This is a genomic window from Pseudoalteromonas sp. AOP7-A1-14 (assembly GCF_052376275.1).
In the GTDB taxonomy this organism is placed as follows: Bacteria; Pseudomonadota; Gammaproteobacteria; order Enterobacterales; family Alteromonadaceae; genus Pseudoalteromonas.
This window is the reverse complement of record NZ_JBQSVO010000020.1, coordinates 1-23,073: the sequence shown is the minus strand read 5'-3', so window position 1 is coordinate 23,073 and position 23,073 is coordinate 1. Positions and strand designations below refer to the sequence as shown.

Below are 23,073 nucleotides of genomic sequence, written 5' to 3'. Positions count from 1 at the left end.
ATGAAAAACTCTTTAATTATTACCGCAACATTAGCACTTGCGGCCTGCTCTAAAGTGAACTTAGAAAACTATGAAAAGATATCAATCGGCATGGATAAAACAGCAGTTGAGACTATTTTAGGTAAAGCAGATAGCTGTGAAGAAAAAACCTTACACACTAATTGTATTTGGGGTAATGAAGGTAAGAAAATTGAGATCACGCTGGTATCAGATAAAGTATCACTTTATAGCAAAACCGGTGTAAATAAGTAACTTGAATTAGGTGGCTCTGCCACCTATTTATACACATTACCACCAGTAAACTGGATAATGCCGCTTAGGATTACTTGATAAGTTATTAACCAGCAACCCAACCAATAACATAATCGCCGAGCCAAAAAATACGGGGCTTATTACATAGTAATAGCCTAAATTAGTAATAGCTTCACCGCCTATCACAGCAATTAAAGCTGTCGCCCCACCCGGAGGATGCAAAGTACGAGTTAAGTGCATAACAGCGATAGATACAGACACCGCAATAGCACTTGCCAATAATAAGTCCCCTTGAATTAACTTTGCTACTGTCACACCCACCAGCGCACTCAGGACATGCCCACCCACCAAGTTTCGAGGCTGAGAAAATTCCGCCATCGGCGCGCCATAAATAAGTACCGCAGTAGCGCCTAATGAGCCAATTAAAAACAACTGCGTTACAGTATCAACTTGTAACGTTTGACCTATTAAACCCACCAAGTAAATGCCTAAAAATGATCCCAACAGCGACCACATGATTTTACTCATAGGTTTACGCGGTGGACATTGACTACTGGGAGACATTCTTGACAGCAATAAACGCATTAAACACTCATATTAGCGATAAAAATCAGAAAAGGAATGATACCGTAATAATATAAAAAGACGAGAGGTCGTTTATTTCTTTTTCGTATAAATAAGTTCAATATTGACTATTTTACTTCTATTGAGGGTTATTTTGTAACGCTGGTACTTTTTATCATCTCCAATGGTTTGCACTAATACTAAATTCAACTGGTATCGACGCTCCACACCTTGCTTTGAAATTTTATTATTATCAATATGATAAAGTTTGCCCTCACCTTTTTTTAAGTACCGTGCAAATGGCGATAAATTAAATTGTAAGGTTTGCTGCAGACTGTCATAGCCAGGTAAAAACTCTTTAGCGCTAACCCTTATTTCGCTAGCAAAATGTAGCCACTGCGCAGCTTGCTTATTTTGTTGCCGGCGCTTTGAAAATATTTTACGCACTTGCTCTGGAATATGTTTAAAACGCATATATTCAAGCCATATATGTTGGCTGGCTATTTTATCTTTAGTAACACTATTACGAAATAAAAAACGCCATTTTGGCCGCCCTTTTACAATCGCGCGCCAAATAACCCGAGTTATATCTTCTTTAAATATTTCCCGCAATCCATAAATTGCACCAAGAATAACCACTAAGGTCGCCGTAACCTCAGTAAAACTTGAGCGGGCATTGAGCACGACCACCATTACAAAGGCCATGATCACCGCAGTAACAGAGCCCTTAACGACTCTTTTTAAATAGCTGTTAAGGTAACGAGTTTGCCTTTTTAAAATAACCCCATGTTCAATTAAGCGTTGCAGCAAGCGCATTTTGTTCGTTATTCTATTAGCGTCTTGCAAAGTGGAATCTGAGTTATATTGTTGCTCAGTACGATAGGTGTCTTCACTTTTACAAAAATTCATCAACTCATTACGCTCTTTTGCGTAATCGCTGCTGCGGGGCCCTTCGTCAAGTAATTTTAAAAACGATTGCTCGACCTGCCAACTTAAGTAGTTATCTGCATTGGTATAAAATGGCACCAGCTTTTCATCATCAGGGGTATAACGGCGTAGCTTTTTTAATAAATTAGTACTTTGTTCACAAAGCTCCGTAGTACGCTGATAAAACTCATCGGTGCTTTCAATTTTAAGCGCTTCTTTAATATCGGTTTCAATGGCTAGTCGCACCTGATAACAATATAAATTTAAGTTTTGTCGGTAGTCTTGCTGCTCGCCTTTGTTTTTACTCACAAAACGGCTACGAACAAGCGGTAAGTGAATGTTGTTAGCGTTATAGGCTAAAAATGCTTTGAAGTGATTATTAAAGTAAGACTCTTCGGTAAGCGTTTGCGGATTGATGCCCATTTCATTCGGGATAGAGAAATACAGGTCGATACGCTGCTCAGAACGCGGGCTCAACTCAGGTTCGATAATAAAGGATAAGTTTTCATCCTGTTTTAACAAGCAATGCTCCTTCTTTATATAAGCCTTAAGTCTACGTGTGTCCTTATCTTTATTCAATAAAAAAAGCCTAGTAAAAACTAGGCCTTAAAGAATCAAATGTTTTATTACTTAAATTAGAACTTAACGTTCACACCAGCAAAGAAACGACGACCTAATACATCATACGTGTATGGGTCAGTATTTGAATCGTTATTACCTGTGTAATAAGGAGGCTGTTTGTCAAACAAGTTGTTAACACCCGCTGACACTGAAACAGTCTCATTGACAGTGTAAGAGCCACTTAAATCATGATATACAACACTTGGTGTTGTAGGTGCATAACAAGTATCTTTATTTAAACATGCAAAGCTGTCCATTCCGGCAATATAACGAGCTTGATACTGAGCATCCCAGTTATCACCAGCAACGTTTAGCGTAAAGTTAGACTTGATTTCAGCATAACCACCAGAACCTGAAGTGATTATACCTGCATAATCAACCGGGTCACCTGTAACTTGCTTAACATACTCGTCAAGGTAAGTTGTATCTAGACCTGCTTTCCAGTTAAGGCCAACAGCATCAAAGCTATACTCTAGGTTTAAATCGTAACCAGAGGTTTTCTCAACACCAATGTTTTGTAATTGGTTGTTAAAGATAATACGACCAGTGCCATCAATTGTTACATTAGAGGATTGGCATAAAGCAGTACCAGCATTAGCTGCATTATTTAAACATTCATCAACGATGTATTGGTTATCAACCGTTACAATCGCATTTTCAATTTCAATGTCGTAGTAATCTACAGTCATTGAGAAACCGTCAAACCACTCTGGTTCATAAACAATACCAGCAGTTAATGTATCAGCTTCTTCCGGTGTTAATTGATCGTTACCACCTACTGTAACTTCTGCTTGGTCTTGAGCACCAGGATAAGTAACATTTTCAAACGATGGTGAATTACCTGAGTAAAGCTCAGAAACAGTTGGCGCACGGAATGCTGTTGATACAACACTGCGGAACATTAGTTCGTCGTTTGCTTTCCATGTTAAACCTAGTTTCCATGTCTCGTCAGAGCCAAATGTGCTGTAATCAAAGGCACGTAAAGCGGCGCTTAACTCAACATTTTGAGCAAATGGTGCATCGGCTAAAAGTGGGATAGCAAATTCAACATATGCTTCGTTTACATCAAAGCCACCTGCGGTTGGCTCAACCATAGGATCGTTTGCTAAACCTTGTGCAGTTAGTGAATCAGGTGTGTACCATGCTTTCTCTTGGCGACGCTCAATACCAGCCGCAAATGCTGTATAACCTGCAGGAAGCTCAAACATTTCACCTGATACTGACGCAGCAAGAATAAATAATTGGCTACCACCGTTATTTACTTCTGTGTAAACGTTTTTGCTGAACTCTTCTCCTGACCACGCAGCTTGATCAAGTGGGTTAAAAGTACCTTCAATGATTTGATCTTGAATAGCACCCATGTTGTGAAGATTGCCCGTCTTATCAACTGAGTCATTACGACCAAAGTTAGCCGACACCTCCCAAGAGTAATCACCCACAAAACCTTCAGCACCAACAACAGCACGTACAGTATCAACTGTTTGCTCGTAGTAACGAGGCCCCGTATCACTCATACGACGGCCATAAAAAATATCGTCACCGTAAGCATAGTTTGCGCTTTCTGTAATGTAGTTACCATCTGCATCACGGTCAGCAATGCCATCGCCATCACGGTCAACTTTACTATTATAAGATTGGCCTAGTAAAGAGTCCCCGTCTTCATCCATATCTGCGTTGTAGTTAAAACCAAACCACACTGGCTGCGCAGCCTTTTGTTGCTCAGACCAACGTTTAGTATAAGTGAATTCAGTGAACAGGCTTGTGTCATCAGTTAATTCATACGTAGCAACACCCGTTAAGTTTAAACGCTCCATTGGCGTATATAGGTAGCTTGCTGGTGCAAAGTTATAACGATCTGCATCAGTGAATGGGTGTAAACCGCCTTGGCCGCTCAGGCCGCTATCATTTATAGCAAGACCAGAAGTAATTGGGTTGCCATCATCATCAAACGCGTTACCTTCTGAGTTTACATCACCAATTACACCGTCTTGCCAAATGTGTCCACCTTCACTGTAAGTTGAGCCACCATTACAGTTTAAGCCATTTGCGCCTTCTGCTATTGGGCAACTTGAGAAGTCACGATCAGACTGCTTTGCATTTCCGCGATCGGTATATTGCATACCAAGTACGATATTACCTTTGTCAAATGATGTACCTACAGTAAAATCAATTGAGTTTTCAGGTGCATCACCTTCGCCAGTAATTGCAGCATTGACGTTCATGTCTAGGCCTTCGAAGTCATCTTTTAAGATGATATTCACAACACCAGCAACAGCATCAGTACCATATACAGCTGACGCGCCGTCTTTTAGTACTTCAACTGATTTTATCATTGATACTGGAATAGTATTTAAATCAACAGAAGATGCAGCACCAGTACCAGAGTTAATCATACGACGACCATTAACAAGTACTAATGTACGCTGCGAACCAAGACCACGTAAATCAATACGTGCATTACCACCTGAGCCGTTATTAACGCCAGGGTTTGTCATTGCGCCGCCAGTTGCGGTCATTTTTTGTAAAACGCTATCAATACTTGTCGCGCCCATCGCTTTGATGTCGTCTGCGCCAATTAACGTTACTGGGCTTGCACCTTCCATATCTGAACGTGAGATACGTGAGCCCGTAACTTGGATTTTTTCGATTGATTCTGCTGAATCTTCAGCAGCTAAAACTTGCATGCTTGAGAACATTGGTATTGCTGATACAACAGCTAAACCAAGAATTGATTTTTTCATGTGAAACCCTACTTGTTGGAAATTTACCTTGCTCAGGTAGTACTCGTTATTATTTGAATTACGAGTCAGGGCGTCAACTTAGGCCGAGTTAACTGAATGAAAACTGAATAGAAGAACAAATAAAAATCACAGGGGTTTTTGTGTACTATATACAGGTAAATAGGTAAACAAATGTTTCAATGTTAATGATATAAAACACAAAAAAAACAGGGTGTTAATTAACAAGATCACAAAAAATTAAACCAATGAAATCAAACACACCGTCTTTGTAATCAAACGTAATTACGCGACATTTTTACCGAAAGCAGAAAATTTACAACTTAATCACACCGTTTTATAAAAACCGCAAAACTCCTTGTTTATTACTAACCATAGTTATGCATAAAAAATGATTAATTAAGCCTTTTAATAGAGTATAAATAGGTAAAAAAGTTCACCTTATTGCTTCAGTAGAGATTAATTTTTGCCTTTTTAATAAGCAGCCACATATAGAAAATTTGATATCTATAGTTATTTTTATGGATTGTATTGTTTCAAATAGAATAAATCCGGACGCTATACCCCCAGTAAATTTCAAGAGTAATCTCTATGTACTACGGTGTTTTATCTAGATACTTTTGTGGTTGTCTGTTAACGGTGAAATTAATTATCAATCGGGGGGCTAAATTTACTGAATTAAGTACCTATATTAATAGGGTTTTATACTATATCAACTAGGTCATTTCGATGTGTGTAGTACTAATATAGCAATCAATTAACGTCATTACTGCCAAATTACCTAGCGCAATAGAACTAACAGTTTCTATCAGAAATAGTAGTTAAGGGCCAATGCCTTAGTTTTTCAGTATCTATATTATCTATAACAGTATTGAGCTGATAAAAGTTTTGCACGCTCATGCCTACTCCGTCGGCTTTGTAAACGTAAGCTAAAAGATGCGCTAAAATATGGTTGGAAATAAGTAATATGGACTGATTTAACTGAGTCGAAAATGTGCAACTAAAAATGTGCCACTATTAACTAACTGAAAGTAATATAAATAATACAAAGGGAACTTTGAAAGCACTTGAGTACTTAGCGCTCAAGTGCATAGCAAAAAATATATTCATGAAATGAAGGCTGAAGACAAGCTAGGTTATTTTTAAACAAAATATAAGTCAGTTCTTTTAGCCTACATAGTCCATACTTAATAAACTACATCAAAAAAATAGCTGAGAGTTTGACTCAATCCATCATCGTCAACAGTATTGAGGCTTAATTGCCAAGTCATTTTACGTTTACTGCAAATACCCACCATAGTATGGGCTATATAATGATCTTGAAAAGCCTCAAAGTTCAGCGGTATAAATCCCATATACATAGTGACACCAACCAACTTAGATTGTTCAATTTTTAAGTTATCAGGCAAGAATACATGGACTGAAAATGGGCTTTCTGGCTGTAAGGTTGCATCACTCAGCCATATTTTCACACCATTATCATAAAGGCATGGTTGATTATTATTACAACTTGCACTGGTGGGTTGCTCTTCTATACTTGTATTTTGTGGGCTGCAGCCAAAAAGCAGTACTAAAATGATAATGAGGCTTAAACGAGTAAACAATTTCATTACTTATCGCATATATAATAGTGTTAACAGCTATACTAACAAACAGCTTAGTAAAGCACAGGCAATATAGGCAAAAATTAAAAAAGTGTCTCAAAAACGAGCAACAAAATGAGAAAATTTGATTGATGTCATAATTTTATGTAATTGACCTATCTTTTTTAGGTCAAAAATTTTATCATTTGACCCGCAAAAATAGGGGTTCGCGAGTTTGTTTTCGAAAGCTGTCTGGTAGTGATAGCTTTAGATAATGGGCTTGTGAAGTAGTAGGTCCTACTTTAACAAGTAGGTAATTCATTTCTAAACGCATTTATTGCAGCGGAAGCCAGAAAATGAGCCAAACAGTAGCATCACAAACTGAGTACAATTATAAAGTTGTACGCCAATTCGCTATTATGACAGTGATTTGGGGCATCGTTGGCATGAGTATCGGGGTTCTAATTGCTGCCCAACTAGCTTGGCCAGCACTTAACTTTGACACACCATGGTTAACTTACTCTCGACTTCGTCCGTTACACACGAACGCAGTAATTTTCGCATTTGGTACCAGTGCGCTTTTTGCGACGTCTTATTACGTCGTACAACGTACCTGTCAAACGCGCCTTCTTTCAGATAAATTAGCCGCCTTTACCTTTTGGGGATGGCAGCTAGTGATTGTTCTTGCAGTAATAACACTTCCTATGGGTTTAACAAGCTCAAAAGAGTACGCCGAGCTTGAGTGGCCAATCGACATTTTAATTGCGATTGTCTGGGTTACCTATGCGGTTATATTTATGGGAACTATTGCCAAACGCAAGGTTTCGCATATTTACGTTGCTAACTGGTTCTATGCTGGTTTTATTATTACGGTTGCAGTTCTGCATATTGTAAATAGCATGGCAGTGCCTGTATCTCTTACCAAGTCATATTCAATTTATGCTGGTGCAGTCGATGCCATGGTACAGTGGTGGTATGGTCATAACGCTGTCGGTTTCTTACTAACTGCAGGTTTCTTAGGTATGATGTACTACTTTGTACCGAAACAAGCTGGTCGTCCGGTATATTCATATCGCTTATCAGTAGTTCATTTTTGGGCATTGGTATCACTTTATATTTGGGCTGGTCCTCATCACTTACACTACACAGCACTTCCTGACTGGACACAAAGTTTAGGTATGGTGATGTCAATTATCTTATTCGTACCTTCTTGGGGCGGCATGATAAACGGTATCATGACCTTGTCTGGTGCTTGGCATAAACTTCGTACTGATCCTGTACTTCGCTTCTTAGTTGTTTCACTTTCTTTTTATGGTATGTCTACCTTTGAAGGACCGATGATGGCAATTAAGTCAGTAAATGCATTATCACATTATACTGATTGGACTATCGGGCATGTTCATTCCGGTGCGCTTGGTTGGGTTGCGATGATTTCTATTGGTGCTATTTACCACCTAATTCCTGCTTTATATTCACAGGGTCGCATGTATAGCGTGAAACTGGTTAACACCCACTTCTGGCTACACACTGTAGGTGTTGTACTTTACATTGTAGCAATGTGGATTTCAGGTGTTATGCAAGGTCTTATGTGGCGTGCAGTAAACTCTGACGGCACCCTAATGTACAGCTTTGTGCAATCGCTTGAAGCATCATATCCATTTTATGTTATGCGTTTCTTAGGTGGTGTGTTCATCGTCATCGGTATGCTAGTTATGGCTTATAACGTTTACCGTACAATTGCAGCGAAAGATAATTCGTTGAAATTAGACGCGCAAGCACAATTAGCATAACGGGGTGAGATAATGAGCAAAAAGAAATCACAAAATAAACATGAAATAGTCGAAAAAAATATCGGCCTTATGGCTATATTAACTGTTTTTGCAATTAGTTTCGGTGCATTAGTGGAAATCACTCCATTAATGTTCCAAGACGATACCACTAAACCTGTAGATGGCCTGCGCCCTCTTACAGCGCTTGAAATGGAAGGTCGCGACATTTACGTACGTGAAGGCTGCGCTAACTGCCATTCACAAATGATCCGACCTTTTCGTGATGAAGTTGAACGTTACGGTCACTACTCAGTTGCCGGTGAGTCAGTATGGAACCACCCATTCTTATGGGGTTCTAAGCGTACTGGTCCTGACCTTGCTCGTGTAGGTGAGCGTTACTCAGATGATTGGCATTATGCACACTTAGTTGACCCACGAGCAGTGGTTCCTGAGTCAAATATGCCAGGATTTCCTTGGTTAGCAGAGAACACTTTAGATACAAGTTTGACTCTGGATAAACTGAAAATTTTCCGTGATAATTTTTCTATCAACCCAGAAAACCCGGTACACCCTGGTTTAGGTTATGGTAGCGATGAAGAATTACTTGCTGATATTGCTACAGTTGATGCAATGAACGATGGTAAAGGTGCAACAGAAATGCAAGCCCTTATCGCGTACTTGCAACAACTTGGCACGCACTTGAAGTAACATATTATGGATTATGGAACATACAGAGGCATTTTAACGCTAATAATATTAGTATTATTTATTGTGATTGTTGTGTGGGCATTCAGTAAGCGCAGTAAAAACCGCTTTAGTGACGCTGCCAATGCTATTTTTGAAGATGAAAAAAAACACAATACAACACTCTCTAATGAGGAAAAGGAGTCTGAGAAATGACTAGCTTTTGGAGTATATGGGTTATTGTATTAACCCTATCATGTCTGTTCATCTTGTTTGGATTATTGGTGTGGAACTTAAAGAACTACGCTGGTGTTGAAGAGGGTGAAAGCTGCGGGCATGAATTTGATGGTATTGAAGAATTAAACAACCCACTACCAAAGTGGTGGACTTACATGTTCTTTGCAACATTTGCATGGTCAGTTTATTACTTAGCTGCTTACCCAGGACTTGGTAATTGGGAAGGCTTAGCTAAATGGACAAGCTCTAACCAAGGTGTAACCTCTTTAGCTGAATCTAAGCAAGCTGTTAAAGATGCCAAAGAAAATGATAAATTTGTAAAACTTGATAAAGAATACGAAGCAGCAGATAAACGTTTTGGTCCTATTTTTGATGCTTTTGCTAAACAAGACATTGAAACTCTTGCTAAGGATGAAAAAGCTCTTGAGATTGGTCAACGTTTATTTGCACAAAACTGTTCGCAATGTCACGGTTCTGATGCCCGTGGTGCAACAGGCTTCCCTAATTTAACAGATAAAAGCTGGTTATATGGTGGCACACCAGACAAGATTAAAGAAACACTTCTTTATGGTCGTGTTGCAGAAATGCCACCTTGGGGTGATGCACTCGGCGAGCAAGGCGTTAAAGAAATGACCGCACATGTCCTTAGTCTTTCTGGTCGTACTGTAAACCAAAAAGATGCAAAAGCAGGTGCCGCTAAATTTGCTATGTGTGCAGCTTGTCATGGCGCAGATGGTAAAGGGTCAGTTGCTAACAACTTACCTTTTGGTGCACCTAACTTAACCGATAACATTTGGTTATATGGCGGTTCACAGCGCGCTGTTGAAGAAACACTTAATAACGGTCGTGCTGGTGTAATGCCGGCGTGGAAAGACATTTTAGGCGAAGAAAAAATTCACCTTTTAACTGCATATGTATATAGTTTATCACAAGATAAATAAGCTTAATATTAATAAAATGTTTATAAATTAATCTTTTATTTCAATAAATTAATTAAGATCAAAAAAGCCTCTAATTTGAGGCTTTTTTTTAGTCTTTTGATTATAAATCCTATAAAATACTCTTATCACAAACAAATTAATGTTGTCTATTTATGAGCCCTACTCCTTGGTATAAGAACTTTTGGCCATGGTTTTTAATCTTTTTCCCACTAGCCGCCATTATTGGTTGTGTTTCATTATTTATCACTGCTATCGGCAACGGTCCCGACATGGTGGTTGATGATTACTATAAAAAGGGCAAAGCAATCAATTTAGAACTCACTAAGTTTGATAAAGCTAAAGCACTTTATTTACATGGTGATCTAACGGTGAGCACCGATAAAGTAAGCTTTAAATTTATTAAAGGCGATACAAGTAATATTCACTCTCTTAAGCTTTCGTTTTATCATAGAACTATTCAGGCTTATGACTTTGATACGCATTTGACCCCAAATGCTAAAGGCGAGTTCACAGCGATTATTGAACCATTTACCGATGGCGCATACACCGTGTTTATAGAGCCGACCGATGCTAGCTGGAAATTAAAAGAAAACATTACTTTGCCAAATACGCGAAGTATTGCCATTAATCCTGAATATAAGTAACAAATAGTTATGGCTGCAAATTGCTTTCATTGCTTAGAGCCTATTCCATCAGGTTTTACACAAACAGTATTGATCGAACAAACCGCACAACCCATGTGTTGTGTGGGCTGTGAAGCGGTTGCTGAAACCATCGTCGCGCAAGGCATGACGGATTATTATAAATTTAGGACCGTGCGTGCAGGTAAAGTTGAACAGCTTGTACCTGAGCAGTTAAAACTTGTTGAAAGTTACGACAATCCTGATATCCAAGATGAGTTTATTAGTGAACATAACGATGTTAGCGAAGTGCTCTTAACGGTTGAGGGGATCACCTGCGCTGCTTGTGCGTGGCTTATTGAAACCCAATTACTTAAATTAGGCAGCATAAAGCGAGTTGATGTTAATACATCAACTAACCGTGCAATGATCCAATGGGATAAATCGAGCACACCTCTGAGCGAAATAATTAAATCATTGCTCGAAATTGGCTATAAAGCCTACCCATTTCAAGCAGATATAGAAGCAAGTCAAAAGCAACAGGTTGCCAAAGCGTATATTCGTCGCTTAGGTGTGGCAGGTTTAATGACTATGCAGGTGATGATGTTTGCTTTTGCCATGTACTTTGGCATGTTCTCCGGCATGGAAGAAAGCTTTGAGCAATATTTTCGTTGGATCAGTTTAGTTTTAGCCTCGCCGGTTATCTTATATAGCGCACTCCCCTTTTTAACTAACGCTATAAATGGCTTAAAAGCTAAACAACTCAATATGGACTTACCGGTATCGCTAGCAATTTTTGGCGCTTATGCCGCCAGTAGTTACGCGACTATAATGCAAGTAGGCGAAGTGTATTTTGAATCTATCTGTATGTTTACCTTTTTATTATTGCTGGGTAAATACTTGGAGTTTCGAGCTCGTTTAAAGGCCAGTGAGTTTACGGCTAACTTACAAAAATTACTGCCACTAACCGCTCGTATAATTAACGCACAGGGCAATGAGCAGATCATTGCCGCTAAAAAATTAAAACTTCATGACCGTGTTTTAATTAAAGCCGGTGAAACCATTCCCGCAGATGGCATTATTATTAATGGCACCACCAGCGTTGATGAATCGATGATGACCGGTGAACATTCACCGGTAAGTAAATACCCTGAGCACCCGGTTTTTTCTGGTACTGTTAATCATGACGGCGTGATTGAAATTGAAATTAATAAAACCGGCCAAAATACACTCCTGAACCAAATTATAAAATTACAACACAGTGCCCTTGCGACTCGGCCTAAACTTGTTGAAATTACTGATAAAGTAGCGCAGTGGTTTGTGGCCTGCTTGCTTGTATTTGCGTCAATTACTGCTATTGGCTGGTATCAAACTGACCCAGTTCAAGCCTTTTGGATAACGATTGCTGTACTGGTTGCAACTTGCCCTTGCGCGCTGAGCTTAGCGATACCCACTGCAATGACTTGCGCCGTGGCAACGCTTACCCGTAAAGGTATTCTAATTAAACAATCTCACGTATTAGAAACCTTGCCGAAATTAACTGATCTCGCATTTGATAAAACAGGGACCCTTACTCAAGGCCGCTTTAGTTTAGATGCGGTTGATGTGCTTGATAATAGTGTGACTAAAAAAACGGTTTTAAATTTAGTTGCACAACTTGAAAGCTACTCAGAACATCCTATAGCAAGTGCTTTTACTGACTATACACCAACAGTTCGCACCTTAACTGATATTAAAATAGTGCCCGGCAAAGGCATAACTGGTCGAGATGAGAAGCATCACTATGGCGTAGGAAAAAGCGGTTGGTTTAACACTAAAAAAACCAATGCCCAAGCCACTTTTTATATCGACCAACAAGCAGTTGCTCACTTTTACTTTGTTGATCCTATAAAAAATAACGCCAACGCCTTAATCGCTAACTTACATAAGCAAGGCTTGCAATGCCACATGCTTACAGGCGATGCCACTAATACTGGGCAAAAAGTCGCAAAACAGCTAAACTTAGATACTGTACAAGCGGGATGTTCTGCTAAAGATAAACAAGTCGCCGTTGAAAAGTGGTCTTCTGCTAACAAAATAGTAGCCATGATTGGCGATGGAGTTAATGATAGCCCCGTATTTAATAGTGCTCACTTATCTATCGCGATGGAGACTGGCGCTGATATTTCCAAAAACACCGCCGATGTAGTTTTACTCAATAGTAATTTAGAAGCAATTGAGCAAATGCTTATCGTTGCAAAACAAACACGTAAAATTATCAAACAAAACTTAGCATTATCGCTACTCTATAATAGCGCTATTTTACCTCTAGCAGCGTTAGGTTTAGTTGCACCTTGGATGGCTGTTATTGGCATGTCTGCAAGTTCCATTATTGTTATCAGTAATTCATTAAGGTTATTGAAATTATGAGTATTATTTATATCCTGATCCCCATCGCCATTTTATTTGTAATTATTGCTATAGGCGTGTTTTTTTGGGCAGTACGTACTGAGCAATTTTCAGACTTAAATAAGCAAGGCCATAGTATTTTGTTTGAGGACGACAAAGAGCAGCATAATAAAAGCAATGATTGATCCCCTTTTTAGCAGTGCCTTTATCATGGGGTTGATTGGCAGTGGCCACTGTATTGCCATGTGTGGCGGTATTGCAAGTTCCTTACAACTTGCCAGTAAACAAAGTAACAGCTTTTATTTTGTAATTGCTTATAACGTAGGCCGCGCACTAAGCTACATGTTAGCCGGAGCGTTAGTGGCAGGAATAAGCAGTCATTTTGCTTCACAAAACCAGGTTTTTTCCTTATCGCTCTCACTTTTGAGTGGGTTATTTATGCTGCTTGTTGGCCTGTATATAATGCGCTTAGGAGTCAGTTTACAGTGGTTAGAGAAGGTGGGGAAAACACTTATTTGGCAACATTTGGTTAAGTTAAATAAGTTTTTGCTACCCATAAATTCACTTCCTAAAGCCGTTGGTTATGGAGCACTTTGGGGCTGGCTACCTTGCGGCTTAGTATATTCAGCTTTAACATGGTCAATGACCAGCAATAATGCCCTAGAAGGTGCATTTGTGATGTTCTTCTTTGCTCTTGGTACTTTCCCTGCCATGATCACCATTGGCATTGGCGCACAAAAATTACATAAACTTATCAACCATAGTTGGACTCGTTTATTTTTAGGCAGTTTACTTATTTGGTACGGTATTTACCTTATAATCATTGCAACTGATAAGCTAGTACATTAATGTTATTTATAATAGTCTCGATTTATCAATGGATTTAATATGGACTTTTCACACTATAAAGCAAAATCAGATTCAGCTATCAGCTGCAATAACTGTAGCATTAGCCAACTGTGCTTACCATTTTCTTTAAATGGCCAAGAAATGGATAAGCTAGATAAAATAATTGAGCGCAAACGACCACTGCACAAAAGTGATTTCTTATTTGAATCAGGCGCGCCATTAAACGCAATTTATGCAGTGCGCTCGGGCTCTTTTAAATCTTATACGCTGTCCGAACAAGGTGATGAACAAATTACTGGTTTCCACTTAGCCGGCGACTTAATTGGCTTTGATGCAATTAATAAAATGCAGCACCAAAGCTTTTCACAAGCCCTTGAAACCTCCATGGTCTGTGAAATCCCCTTTGATACCCTTGATGAGCTTTCAGGCAAATTACCAAAACTTCGTCAACAAATCATGCGCCTGATGAGTAACGAAATTAATTACGACCAAGAAATGTTTTTAGCGCTGAATAAAAAGTCAGCTGAAGCACGCCTAGCCAGCTTTATTTATAATTTATCAACACGATTTGGGGAACGAGGCTTTTCACGTAAAGAGTTTCGCCTAACCATGACTCGCGGCGAAATTGGCAATTACCTAGGTCTAACCGTAGAAACCATTAGCCGATTACTTGGCCGCTTTCAAAAAGCTGAGTTAATTAAAGTTGAAGGTAAATTGATCGCCATCAACGAATTAGACAATTTAGCTAAAGCAGCCTGTATGAATCCTAAATAATTTGCTTATACTAATTTTATACTAACTAATAAGCTTGAATGATTAAGGAGCAGCACATGGACACTATAAAACGTATTATTGCGGTGATTGATCCAACCGCTGAGTTACAGCACAGTTTAACGCGCTCAATTGACTTGGCGAAAAAATCAGGCGCAAGCATTACCGCGTTTATGAATATTTATGACTTTTCTTACGAAATGACCACCATGCTTTCATCAGATGAACGTGAAGCAATGCGCGTTGCGGTTGTAAAAGACCGTCAAGCATGGCTTGATGAGCTTATTTCTCATTATAAAGATGTCACTATTGATACCCATGTGGTTTGGCACAATCGTGCTTATGAAGCCATAATTGATACAGTTTTAAGCGAAGGTTTTGACTTAGTTGTAAAAGGTACTCGTGAGCACGACACCTTAAAATCAGTGATTTTCACTCCTACTGATTGGCACTTAATTCGTAAATGTCCAGCCCCCGTACTACTGGTTAAAGACAAACTATGGCCTGAACAGGGTAATATTTTAGCGGCTGTAAATGCAGTGAGTGAAAACGAGCAACACCTAGCGCTTAATCACCGCATTATTAAAGATGCTCAATTTTTATGTGAGCTGGCAAACGCACAAATTAATATCATTAATGCTTACCCTGCTACGCCGGTTAATATTGCGATTGAAATTCCTGAATTTAACCCTGCTGTTTATAACGAATCAGTAAAAAATCATCATATAGACTCAACCCATGATATGGCCAATAAATACAGCGTTGACCGCGAACACTGCTACATTGAAGAAGGATTACCTGAAGATGTTATTCCTGATGTAGCAAAACGTTTAAATAGTAAATTAGTGGTCATTGGTACTGTTGGCCGCACAGGTTTAAGTGCAGCTCTTGTTGGCAACACCGCTGAACATGTTATTGATAGCCTAGATTGCGATGTACTCGCACTCAAGCCCGATGGCTACAAAAGTCCATTGGCAAAAGACTAAATAAATTTTGTTGATTGAAACTTTCAGCATATAATACGCCCCTTATTTTTACGCGTATTCAATACGTATAGTTTTAAGGGGGCGTAATGTCGCATTCTGCACAAGCCAAAGCTCAACATAACTTCACTAAGTTACAAAAACGCTTACGTCGTCAAACCGGTCAAGCGGTTATGGACTTCAATATGATTGAAGAAGGCGACCGTATAATGGTTTGCCTTTCTGGTGGTAAAGACAGCTACACCCTACTTGAAATGCTTAAGCACTTACAACGTGTTGCGCCAATTAAATTCGACCTTTTTGTGGTTAACCTTGATCAAAAGCAGCCAGGATTTCCTGAGCATGTTTTACCTGAATATTTAGATACTCAAGATATAGAATACAAAATTGTAGAAGAAGATACTTACAGTATTGTTACCGATATCATCCCTGAAGGTAAAACAACCTGCTCGCTTTGTTCTCGTTTGCGCCGTGGTATTTTGTATCGTACCGCTAAAAAAATGCGCGCAACTAAAATCGCTTTAGGCCATCACCGTGATGATATGATTGAAACTTTGTTTTTAAACATGTTTTACGGCGGTAAGCTGAAAAGCATGCCAGCTAAATTAATGAGCGATAACGGCGAGCATATGGTTATTCGCCCGCTTGCGTATTGTAAAGAAGCAGATATTGAACAATATGCTATTCATCAAGCATACCCAATTATTCCGTGTAATTTATGTGGTTCTCAAGAAAACTTACAGCGTAAACACACAAAAGCGATGCTCGCAAAATGGAATACCGAGCACCCGGGACGCATTGAAAGTATATTTACTGCTATGCAAAACGTAGTGCCATCACACTTAGCTGACAATGAGCTGTTTGATTTTACTAACTTACAAACTGGTGATGTAATCGATGGCGGTGATATTGCCCTCGATAAGCCTGACATCCCCAAACAGCCTGCTACAGCATCAGAACAAGCATCGGCTGAAGTGGTCACTATCAATTTAAGCTAATCTATTTACTTCATAGTATTTAGCCATGCCTGGTGCTTGGTAAACGCATCAAAAAATAGCCGCAGTTTAAATTTAACAGCGGCTATTTTTACTTTTTACGCGACTTCAAGTGATGACATATCAATAACATATCGATGAGATAAGTCACCTTCTTTTAAACGCTCGAACGCATCATTAATTTCATCCATTTTAATCATCTCCACTTTTGGCAGAATATTATGCAAAGCGCAAAAATCGAGAATTTCCTGCGTTTGTTTAATCCCACCAATCAAAGAGCCTGCCACACGACGGCGTCCTAATAATAGCGGCACGCTGTTCGACTCAGCCATTTCACCCACTTGCCCAACAAGCACTTGCGTACCGTCAATATCTAAAAGTGGCAGATAAGGTGTAAAATCGTGTTTAACTGGAATAGTATTAATGATCACATCAAACTGATTGCTGTGTGCTTGCATTGCTTTTTCATCTTTAGAAACTAAAAAGCCTTGTGCGCCGTAGTCTAATGCCTGCTGTTTTTTGTCATCGCTGCGACTAATAGCGGTGACATGTGCGCCCATCGCCGCTGCGATTTTAATCGCCATATGGCCTAAGCCACCTAGGCCGATTACAGCCACTCGGCTGCCAGGTCCTACACCAAACGTGCGAAGCGGTGAATAAGTGGTTATACCGGCGCATAAAATTGGCGCGCACGCTGCAATATCTAACGACTCTGGTACATTTAAAACAAACTCTTCACGCACCACAATGTGTTTGGCATAACCGCCTTTGGTTGCCTCACCAGTAACGCGGTCCTTACCTGAATAAGTACCTACCATGCCTTCGCGGCAGAATTGCTCTTCGCCTTTATGGCATTGATCGCATTCTTGGCAGCTATCTACCATACACCCAACCGCTACCGTATCACCCACTTTGTACTTACTAACCTTAGAGCCAATATCAGTCACGCGGCCAACAATCTCATGTCCGGGTAATATTGGGTAACTCGTTCCGCCCCAATCATTATTAACAGTATGTAAGTCTGAATGGCAAACCCCGCAATATAAAATCTCAATTGCGACATCTTCGTTACGTAAATCGCGTCTTTCAAAATGAAATGGTTCTAGTGGTGTATTCGCTTTATGTGCTGCATATCCGATAGTTTTCATATTCATCCTTTGTTATTTAAACTGAGTTTAATTTAACGCGCCAAAGCGTTACCTTAGCGTAAACTGTACTATGCTGTTTGTCAGTATAGCCTTGGTTGTAAACTAATAAAGTATATACTCTACAATACAGAAAAAGGTTTAATACAGACTTAATATACCCTATAAAACTTAGAGAGAACTATGCGCGGCGCAGGTAAACAAGAAGTAATAAAACATCAAGATGCCATGAACCTCAATCAAAGTATCAAAACATTGTGGCCGTATTTAATGGCGTTTAAAGGCCGCGTGCTACTGGCTTTATTAGCGCTGGTTGCAGCAAAAGGCGCCACGCTATTAATGCCTTGGGCACTAAAAGAAATCATTGATGCCGTTGATGGTAATTTACAAACCGTACTGCTGGTGCCTGTGACGTTATTATTGTTATACGGTGGACTGCGTTTTGCGGGCGTGTTTTTTGGTGAAGTACGCGATGCTCTGTTTGGCCGAGTAACAGAGCACGCTATGCGCCATATTGGCCTTAAAGTATTTAAACATTTGCACGCCCTTGAGCTGAGTTTTCATTTAGATAGGCAAACAGGTGGCATTAGTCGAGATATCGAACGAGGTACTCGTGGCTTAAGCTTTTTGATGCGCTTTTTAATGTTTAATATTGTGCCCACTTTGCTTGAAATAGTCATTGTAGCAGTGATATTTGCCACACTATTTTCGCCTTGGTTTGCATTAGTAACCCTTATGGCAGTCGTTATTTATATTGCCTTTACAGTTATTGTTACCCAATGGCGAAATCGCTTTATTCGTGAAGCAAACCAAGCCGACAACAACAGTAATAGCCGCGCAATAGATAGCTTGCTTAATTATGAAACCGTTAAATATTTTAATAATGAACAGTATGAAGCGCAAAGCTATGACATATTTTTAGCCAGCTGGGAGCAAGCAAGGCTGAAAAACCGCTTGTCGTTATTAGCTCTTAATTCAGGACAAGCATTGATCATTGCAGCAGCCATTACCGCATTAATGTGGCTCGGTGCCACTGATGTAGTGACAGGAGAACTCACCATCGGTGAACTTGTAATGATCAACGCGTATATGATTCAACTGTTTTTACCACTTAACTTTTTAGGTTTTGTGTATCGTGAAATCCGCCGCGCCCTCACCGATCTTGAAAACATGCTCGGGTTACTAAACCGTAAAGCAACCATTAAAGATCAGGTAGATGCAAAAGACTTGGTCTTTGATAAAGGTGAAATTATCTTTAACAAGGTTCAATTTAGCTATGAAAACACACGTACTATTATTAATGATTTAAGCTTTTCAGTTACACCAAATAGCAAAGTCGCTATTGTAGGTTCAAGTGGTGCAGGTAAAAGCACCCTTACGCGCTTACTTTATCGTTTTTACGACATACAAAACGGCAGTATTACCATAGACGGCCAAGCAATAGGTGATATAACACTACACAGCCTACGACAAGCTATTGCTATTGTGCCCCAAGACACTGTGCTGTTTAATACAAGCATACGCGAGAACATCGCTTATGGCCGCCCTACTGCCACTGACCAAGAAATTGATAACGCTATCAAAATGGCGCACTTAACTGGCTTTATTAATAATCTAGATAAAGGCGATAAAACATTGGTGGGTGAACGCGGCTTAAAAGTCTCCGGCGGCGAAAAACAACGGATTGCCATTGCCCGCGCAATTTTAAAAAGATCCCCTATTTTAATTTTTGATGAAGCAACCTCTGCCCTTGACTCTCATTCAGAGCAAGCCATTTTAAGTGCCATGCGCGAAGTTGCCAGCAACCATACGAGTTTAGTGATTGCCCATAGATTATCGACCATTACCGATGCCGATAATATTATTGTGCTAAAAGATGGCCAATTAGTTGAACAAGGAACTCATCAAACGCTGCTTACAAAACAGGGCGAATATGCACGTATGTGGCAATTACAGCAAAGTAAAGATTAGACTCCGTTGAACTTTCAGAATTAAAATTATCCAATCTAGAACAACTTAACTGCGGCGCAGGGTTGCAAGTAGATGGGCTCAACTGATTTTTATCCATTCTACTGACTTATATTCCTTTTAAGAACAAGTAAAAATAGAGCACATTACTAGCTCTACAAGGTGTTTACCTTTAGAATACGGGCAAGCAAATTTTATAGTTATTTTTTAAACATACTTAAGGCGAAACGCAGATGGGAAGAGCTTACCAAAACAAAAAAGATTCAATGGCTAAAACTGCGGGTGCTAAAACTAAAGTTTACTCAAAGTACGGTAAAGAAATTTATATTTGTGCCAAAAATGGCGGTGTTGACCCTGACGGAAACTTAGCATTACGCCGCTTAATTGAACGCGCAAAAAAAGACCAAGTGCCTGCACACGTCATTGATCGCGCAATTGAAAAAGCTAAAGGCGGCGGCGGTGAAGACTACGCAGCAACACGTTATGAAGGCTACGGTCCTGGTAACAGTATGATCATTGTGGACTGTTTAACCGACAACAACAAACGCACTTTTGCTGATGTACGTATTTGCTTTACCAAAGCAAATGCTAAAATTGGTGCGCAAAATTCCGTCTCTCACTTATTTGATCATTTAGCTATTTTTGTATTTAACGGTGAAGATGACGAAGCAGTGCTTGAAGCGCTAATGATGGCTGATGTCGATGTAACTGACGTAGAAGTTGAAGCAGGTAAAATTACTGTTTTTGCACCGCATACTGAGTACAATAATACCCGTACTGCACTTGAAGAAATGGGCATCAGTGAATTTGACGAAGACCTTATTGCTTTTGTACCACAAGTAGAAGCGCCAATAGAAGGTGAAGCCGTTGAAGTGATGGAGCGATTTTTAGCCATGCTTGAAGATTGTGATGACGTACAAAACGTTTACCATAACGCACGGTTTTAATTTTTACTTTAATTAATAAAATTAAAACAAAGGCCAACTTAGTTTGGCCTTTTTTATTTTTGAACGATTAAACTAAATAAATGGATTACATTTTGAATACGCTACAAGAGCTTCGCAGTGGAAAATTGACTGGTGCTATACGCTTACAATTAGTTGAAGAGTTAACTATATTCCCAGTAGAAATTTTTACCCTCGCTGATACCCTAGAAGTCCTCGATTTATCAAATAATAACTTGATGGATTTACCTGCTGATTTTGCCTGTTTAACTAAGTTAAAACGAGTATTTTTATCGTTTAACCAGTTTAAACATATTCCATCTGTATTAGCTAAATGTCCTGCCTTAATAATGATTGCCTTTAAAGGTAATCAAATTAGTGACTTTGCAGAGCACAGTTTACCAGTTTCAACACAGTGGCTAATTTTGACTGATAATAAAATAGAAAAACTGCCTCAGTCATTTGGCGATCTTACTAAGCTACGAAAACTCGCCCTTGCAGGAAACAACCTAACAGAGCTTCCGCGCAGCATGAAAAAGTGCCAAGCACTTGAGCTGGTGCGTTTATCAGCCAATAATTTAAACCATATTGATGACTGGTTGTTTGAGCTACCCAAGCTTACTTGGCTTGCCTTTGCAGGAAATAACTTTAATAAAGCTAAAAGCTTACAACACGTAGCATTAGATAAGATTAGTTTCGATGAATTTACCCTTATTGAGCAAATTGGCCAAGGTGCATCAGGTGTTATTCATTTAGCAAAGTGGCAGCAAAATAAAGTGGCTATAAAACTTTTTAAAGGAGCAATTACTAGCGACGGCTATCCACTTGATGAAGTAAACTGTTGCCTGCAAGCAGGTGTTCATGAAAATTTGATAAACGTACTCGCCTATATTGATGAGCCAATACAACTGGGGTTAGTTATGGAGCTGATACCTAAACACTACCAAAATCTTGGCTTACCGCCATCGCTAGATACCTGCACCCGAGATACGTTTACTGAGCACACCTACTTTAGCACTTCAGCAATAAAACATATTACAAAACAAATGAGCAGTACCCTAGCCCATTTACATGCTAACAATGTAAGCCACGGTGACGTATACGCACACAACACCATGATTAATAGTGAGTATAACGTGCTATTTGGCGACTTTGGTGCCGCGACTAATTTAACAGGTTTAACTGACTATCAACGCCTGCAAATGCAACGTATTGAAGTAAGAGCAATTGGCTGTTTAATGGATGATCTACTGAGCGTTTGTACTGAAGCTAGTCATGATGCAGTACAGCTTAAATCACTTGTAAAGCAATGTATGAGTGAGGACGCTTCACAAAGACCTACATTAAACGAACTACAAGACGACTTACAGTACCTGTAAGTCGTGTTTATATGTGTCAATAGCTACTTAAAACACGATTATAAAATATGATTTGCAAAAGATGAACTCAAAGCCTGCAATGCATACTTTAAGCAACATTACTTTTGCTTTTTTAACGGAAATAACTGCTGTTTTAACATTCCTCTCGGCACGTAATCCCCCAAGATGCCATACTCTTCTGGCCATTCTTTTTGACCTTTTACTGCGGTACCAAACACATAGTCTAAAAATGAAAAATGCGCGGCATAATTACGGTCAATAGCGGCTTTATCTGAAGAATGATGCCAATGATGAAATTGTGGCGTAACCAACACATACTTAAGCCTACCAAACCTCACTTGTACATTAGCGTGATTAAATACTGCCTGAAAACCGACAATAACCACATATAAACTAATTACTTCTTGTGAAAACCCTAATACAAAAATGGGTGTAAGCACTAAGCTGCGAGTCATTAAAATTTCCAAAATATGCTGGCGAGATCCTGCTAACCAGTCCATCTCTTTTGCACTGTGATGTATTCCATGAAAACGCCATAAAAAAGGCACTTCGTGATAAGCACGATGTACAAAGTACTGCATCAAATCAGCAACTAAAATAATTAAAACAACTTGAAGTAGAAAAGGTATTTGATTGATATAACCCTGTACGGTGCTAGACACAGTCCAACCAAAGCCATAATGCACAAAGTGATTTGTTACCAACAATACAAAAC

The 23,073-nt window shown here is 39.4% G+C and carries 21 protein-coding genes; 15 read left to right on the top strand and 6 right to left on the bottom strand.

Annotated elements, in window-relative coordinates:
* Positions 1-252, top strand: coding sequence for a DUF3862 domain-containing protein (locus ACT3RM_RS05465; protein WP_441834434.1), 252 nt, complete (start codon positions 1-3; stop codon positions 250-252).
* A gap of 36 nt (positions 253-288) precedes the next feature.
* Here the strand turns inward: ACT3RM_RS05465 and ACT3RM_RS05460 are convergent, their stop codons facing one another.
* The 4 genes from ACT3RM_RS05460 to ACT3RM_RS05445 form a co-directional block, all read right to left on the bottom strand.
* Positions 289-837: an HPP family protein gene (locus ACT3RM_RS05460; RefSeq protein ID WP_441834433.1), complete on the bottom strand. Its 549-nt coding sequence runs from the start codon at positions 835-837 to the stop codon at positions 289-291.
* Between the two features lie 72 nt (positions 838-909).
* Complete coding sequence (locus ACT3RM_RS05455) at positions 910-2,265, bottom strand: hypothetical protein (RefSeq protein WP_441834432.1); 1,356 nt, start codon at positions 2,263-2,265, stop codon at positions 910-912.
* Positions 2,266-2,378: 113 nt separating this feature from the next.
* Entirely contained in the window at positions 2,379-5,105 is a 2,727-nt protein-coding gene (locus tag ACT3RM_RS05450) for a TonB-dependent receptor (protein WP_441994648.1), read from the bottom strand.
* A 1,184-nt stretch (positions 5,106-6,289) separates the two neighbouring features.
* Positions 6,290-6,712, bottom strand: coding sequence for a hypothetical protein (locus tag ACT3RM_RS05445; RefSeq protein WP_441994647.1), 423 nt, complete (start codon positions 6,710-6,712; stop codon positions 6,290-6,292).
* 329 nt (positions 6,713-7,041) lie between these two features.
* On the opposite strand from ACT3RM_RS05445, the gene ccoN reads away from it, so the two are divergent.
* From ccoN to ttcA, 11 genes are all read left to right on the top strand, one after another.
* On the top strand, positions 7,042-8,475 hold the full coding sequence (gene ccoN, locus ACT3RM_RS05440; protein WP_441994646.1) for a cytochrome-c oxidase, cbb3-type subunit I: 1,434 nt from the start codon (positions 7,042-7,044) through the stop codon (positions 8,473-8,475).
* A gap of 12 nt (positions 8,476-8,487) precedes the next feature.
* Complete coding sequence (gene ccoO / locus ACT3RM_RS05435) at positions 8,488-9,162, top strand: cytochrome-c oxidase, cbb3-type subunit II (protein ID WP_441834428.1); 675 nt, start codon at positions 8,488-8,490, stop codon at positions 9,160-9,162.
* A 6-nt stretch (positions 9,163-9,168) separates the two neighbouring features.
* A complete protein-coding gene (locus ACT3RM_RS05430; protein WP_441834427.1) occupies positions 9,169-9,354 on the top strand; it encodes a cbb3-type cytochrome oxidase subunit 3 in 186 nt (61 codons plus the stop codon).
* Positions 9,351-10,316 (top strand): cytochrome-c oxidase, cbb3-type subunit III, encoded by a 966-nt coding sequence (ccoP, locus tag ACT3RM_RS05425; RefSeq protein ID WP_441834426.1) that lies wholly within the window; start codon positions 9,351-9,353, stop codon positions 10,314-10,316. Before ACT3RM_RS05430 ends, ccoP begins: the two co-directional genes overlap by 4 nt.
* Before the next feature lie 152 nt (positions 10,317-10,468).
* Positions 10,469-10,960, top strand: a complete 492-nt coding sequence (locus ACT3RM_RS05420) for a FixH family protein (protein ID WP_441994645.1) — start codon at positions 10,469-10,471, stop codon at positions 10,958-10,960.
* Positions 10,961-10,969: 9 nt separating this feature from the next.
* On the top strand, positions 10,970-13,345 hold the full coding sequence (locus ACT3RM_RS05415) for a heavy metal translocating P-type ATPase (protein WP_441994644.1): 2,376 nt from the start codon (positions 10,970-10,972) through the stop codon (positions 13,343-13,345).
* Complete coding sequence (gene ccoS / locus ACT3RM_RS05410) at positions 13,342-13,509, top strand: cbb3-type cytochrome oxidase assembly protein CcoS (protein WP_441834423.1); 168 nt, start codon at positions 13,342-13,344, stop codon at positions 13,507-13,509. Before ACT3RM_RS05415 ends, ccoS begins: the two co-directional genes overlap by 4 nt.
* Entirely contained in the window at positions 13,502-14,173 is a 672-nt protein-coding gene (locus tag ACT3RM_RS05405; protein ID WP_441994643.1) for a sulfite exporter TauE/SafE family protein, read from the top strand. Before ccoS ends, ACT3RM_RS05405 begins: the two co-directional genes overlap by 8 nt.
* 39 nt (positions 14,174-14,212) lie before the next feature.
* Positions 14,213-14,947, top strand: coding sequence for an FNR family transcription factor (locus ACT3RM_RS05400; RefSeq protein WP_441994642.1), 735 nt, complete (start codon positions 14,213-14,215; stop codon positions 14,945-14,947).
* Positions 14,948-15,003: 56 nt separating this feature from the next.
* On the top strand, positions 15,004-15,930 hold the full coding sequence (gene uspE, locus ACT3RM_RS05395; protein ID WP_441994641.1) for a universal stress protein UspE: 927 nt from the start codon (positions 15,004-15,006) through the stop codon (positions 15,928-15,930).
* 86 nt (positions 15,931-16,016) lie between these two features.
* Positions 16,017-16,925: a tRNA 2-thiocytidine(32) synthetase TtcA gene (gene ttcA, locus ACT3RM_RS05390; protein WP_441994640.1), complete on the top strand. Its 909-nt coding sequence runs from the start codon at positions 16,017-16,019 to the stop codon at positions 16,923-16,925.
* A gap of 95 nt (positions 16,926-17,020) precedes the next feature.
* Here the strand turns inward: ttcA and ACT3RM_RS05385 are convergent, their stop codons facing one another.
* The gene (locus ACT3RM_RS05385) at positions 17,021-18,070 is read right to left on the bottom strand and encodes an NAD(P)-dependent alcohol dehydrogenase (RefSeq protein ID WP_441994639.1); all 1,050 of its coding nucleotides are present in this window, start codon (positions 18,068-18,070) and stop codon (positions 17,021-17,023) included.
* A gap of 225 nt (positions 18,071-18,295) precedes the next feature.
* On the opposite strand from ACT3RM_RS05385, the gene ACT3RM_RS05380 reads away from it, so the two are divergent.
* The 3 genes from ACT3RM_RS05380 (at position 18,296) to ACT3RM_RS05370 (ending at position 22,358) form a co-directional block, all read left to right on the top strand.
* Positions 18,296-20,038 (top strand): ABCB family ABC transporter ATP-binding protein/permease, encoded by a 1,743-nt coding sequence (locus tag ACT3RM_RS05380; RefSeq protein WP_441994656.1) that lies wholly within the window; start codon positions 18,296-18,298, stop codon positions 20,036-20,038.
* A gap of 230 nt (positions 20,039-20,268) precedes the next feature.
* A complete protein-coding gene (locus tag ACT3RM_RS05375) occupies positions 20,269-20,982 on the top strand; it encodes a YebC/PmpR family DNA-binding transcriptional regulator (protein ID WP_441994638.1) in 714 nt (237 codons plus the stop codon).
* 92 nt (positions 20,983-21,074) lie between these two features.
* Positions 21,075-22,358 carry a leucine-rich repeat-containing protein kinase family protein gene (locus ACT3RM_RS05370; RefSeq protein ID WP_441994637.1) on the top strand — a complete coding sequence of 428 codons (1,284 nt, stop codon included), beginning with the start codon at positions 21,075-21,077 and terminating at the stop codon, positions 22,356-22,358.
* A gap of 98 nt (positions 22,359-22,456) precedes the next feature.
* On the opposite strand, the gene ACT3RM_RS05365 is transcribed toward ACT3RM_RS05370, so the two are convergent.
* The coding region (locus ACT3RM_RS05365; RefSeq protein ID WP_444511344.1) for a sterol desaturase family protein at positions 22,457-23,073 on the bottom strand (617 nt) is incomplete at its 5' end.

Excerpts from the sequence above, each read along its gene's own strand:
- ACT3RM_RS05380 (WP_441994656.1), top strand. The coding sequence starts at position 18,296 with ATGAACCTCAATCAAAGTATCAAAACATTGTGGCCGTATTTAATGGCG.
- ACT3RM_RS05415 (WP_441994644.1), top strand. The coding sequence starts at position 10,970 with ATGGCTGCAAATTGCTTTCATTGCTTAGAGCCTATTCCATCAGGTTTT.
- ccoN (WP_441994646.1), top strand. The coding sequence starts at position 7,042 with ATGAGCCAAACAGTAGCATCACAAACTGAGTACAATTATAAAGTTGTA.
- ACT3RM_RS05465 (WP_441834434.1), top strand. The coding sequence starts at position 1 with ATGAAAAACTCTTTAATTATTACCGCAACATTAGCACTTGCGGCCTGC.
- ACT3RM_RS05445 (WP_441994647.1), bottom strand. The coding sequence starts at position 6,712 with ATGAAATTGTTTACTCGTTTAAGCCTCATTATCATTTTAGTACTGCTT.
- ccoP (WP_441834426.1), top strand. The coding sequence starts at position 9,351 with ATGACTAGCTTTTGGAGTATATGGGTTATTGTATTAACCCTATCATGT.
- ttcA (WP_441994640.1), top strand. The coding sequence starts at position 16,017 with ATGTCGCATTCTGCACAAGCCAAAGCTCAACATAACTTCACTAAGTTA.
- uspE (WP_441994641.1), top strand. The coding sequence starts at position 15,004 with ATGGACACTATAAAACGTATTATTGCGGTGATTGATCCAACCGCTGAG.
- ccoO (WP_441834428.1), top strand. The coding sequence starts at position 8,488 with ATGAGCAAAAAGAAATCACAAAATAAACATGAAATAGTCGAAAAAAAT.
- ACT3RM_RS05405 (WP_441994643.1), top strand. The coding sequence starts at position 13,502 with ATGATTGATCCCCTTTTTAGCAGTGCCTTTATCATGGGGTTGATTGGC.
- ACT3RM_RS05460 (WP_441834433.1), bottom strand. The coding sequence starts at position 837 with ATGCGTTTATTGCTGTCAAGAATGTCTCCCAGTAGTCAATGTCCACCG.
- ACT3RM_RS05420 (WP_441994645.1), top strand. The coding sequence starts at position 10,469 with ATGAGCCCTACTCCTTGGTATAAGAACTTTTGGCCATGGTTTTTAATC.
- ccoS (WP_441834423.1), top strand. The coding sequence starts at position 13,342 with ATGAGTATTATTTATATCCTGATCCCCATCGCCATTTTATTTGTAATT.
- ACT3RM_RS05450 (WP_441994648.1), bottom strand. The coding sequence starts at position 5,105 with ATGAAAAAATCAATTCTTGGTTTAGCTGTTGTATCAGCAATACCAATG.
- ACT3RM_RS05375 (WP_441994638.1), top strand. The coding sequence starts at position 20,269 with ATGGGAAGAGCTTACCAAAACAAAAAAGATTCAATGGCTAAAACTGCG.
- ACT3RM_RS05400 (WP_441994642.1), top strand. The coding sequence starts at position 14,213 with ATGGACTTTTCACACTATAAAGCAAAATCAGATTCAGCTATCAGCTGC.
- ACT3RM_RS05385 (WP_441994639.1), bottom strand. The coding sequence starts at position 18,070 with ATGAAAACTATCGGATATGCAGCACATAAAGCGAATACACCACTAGAA.
- ACT3RM_RS05430 (WP_441834427.1), top strand. The coding sequence starts at position 9,169 with ATGGATTATGGAACATACAGAGGCATTTTAACGCTAATAATATTAGTA.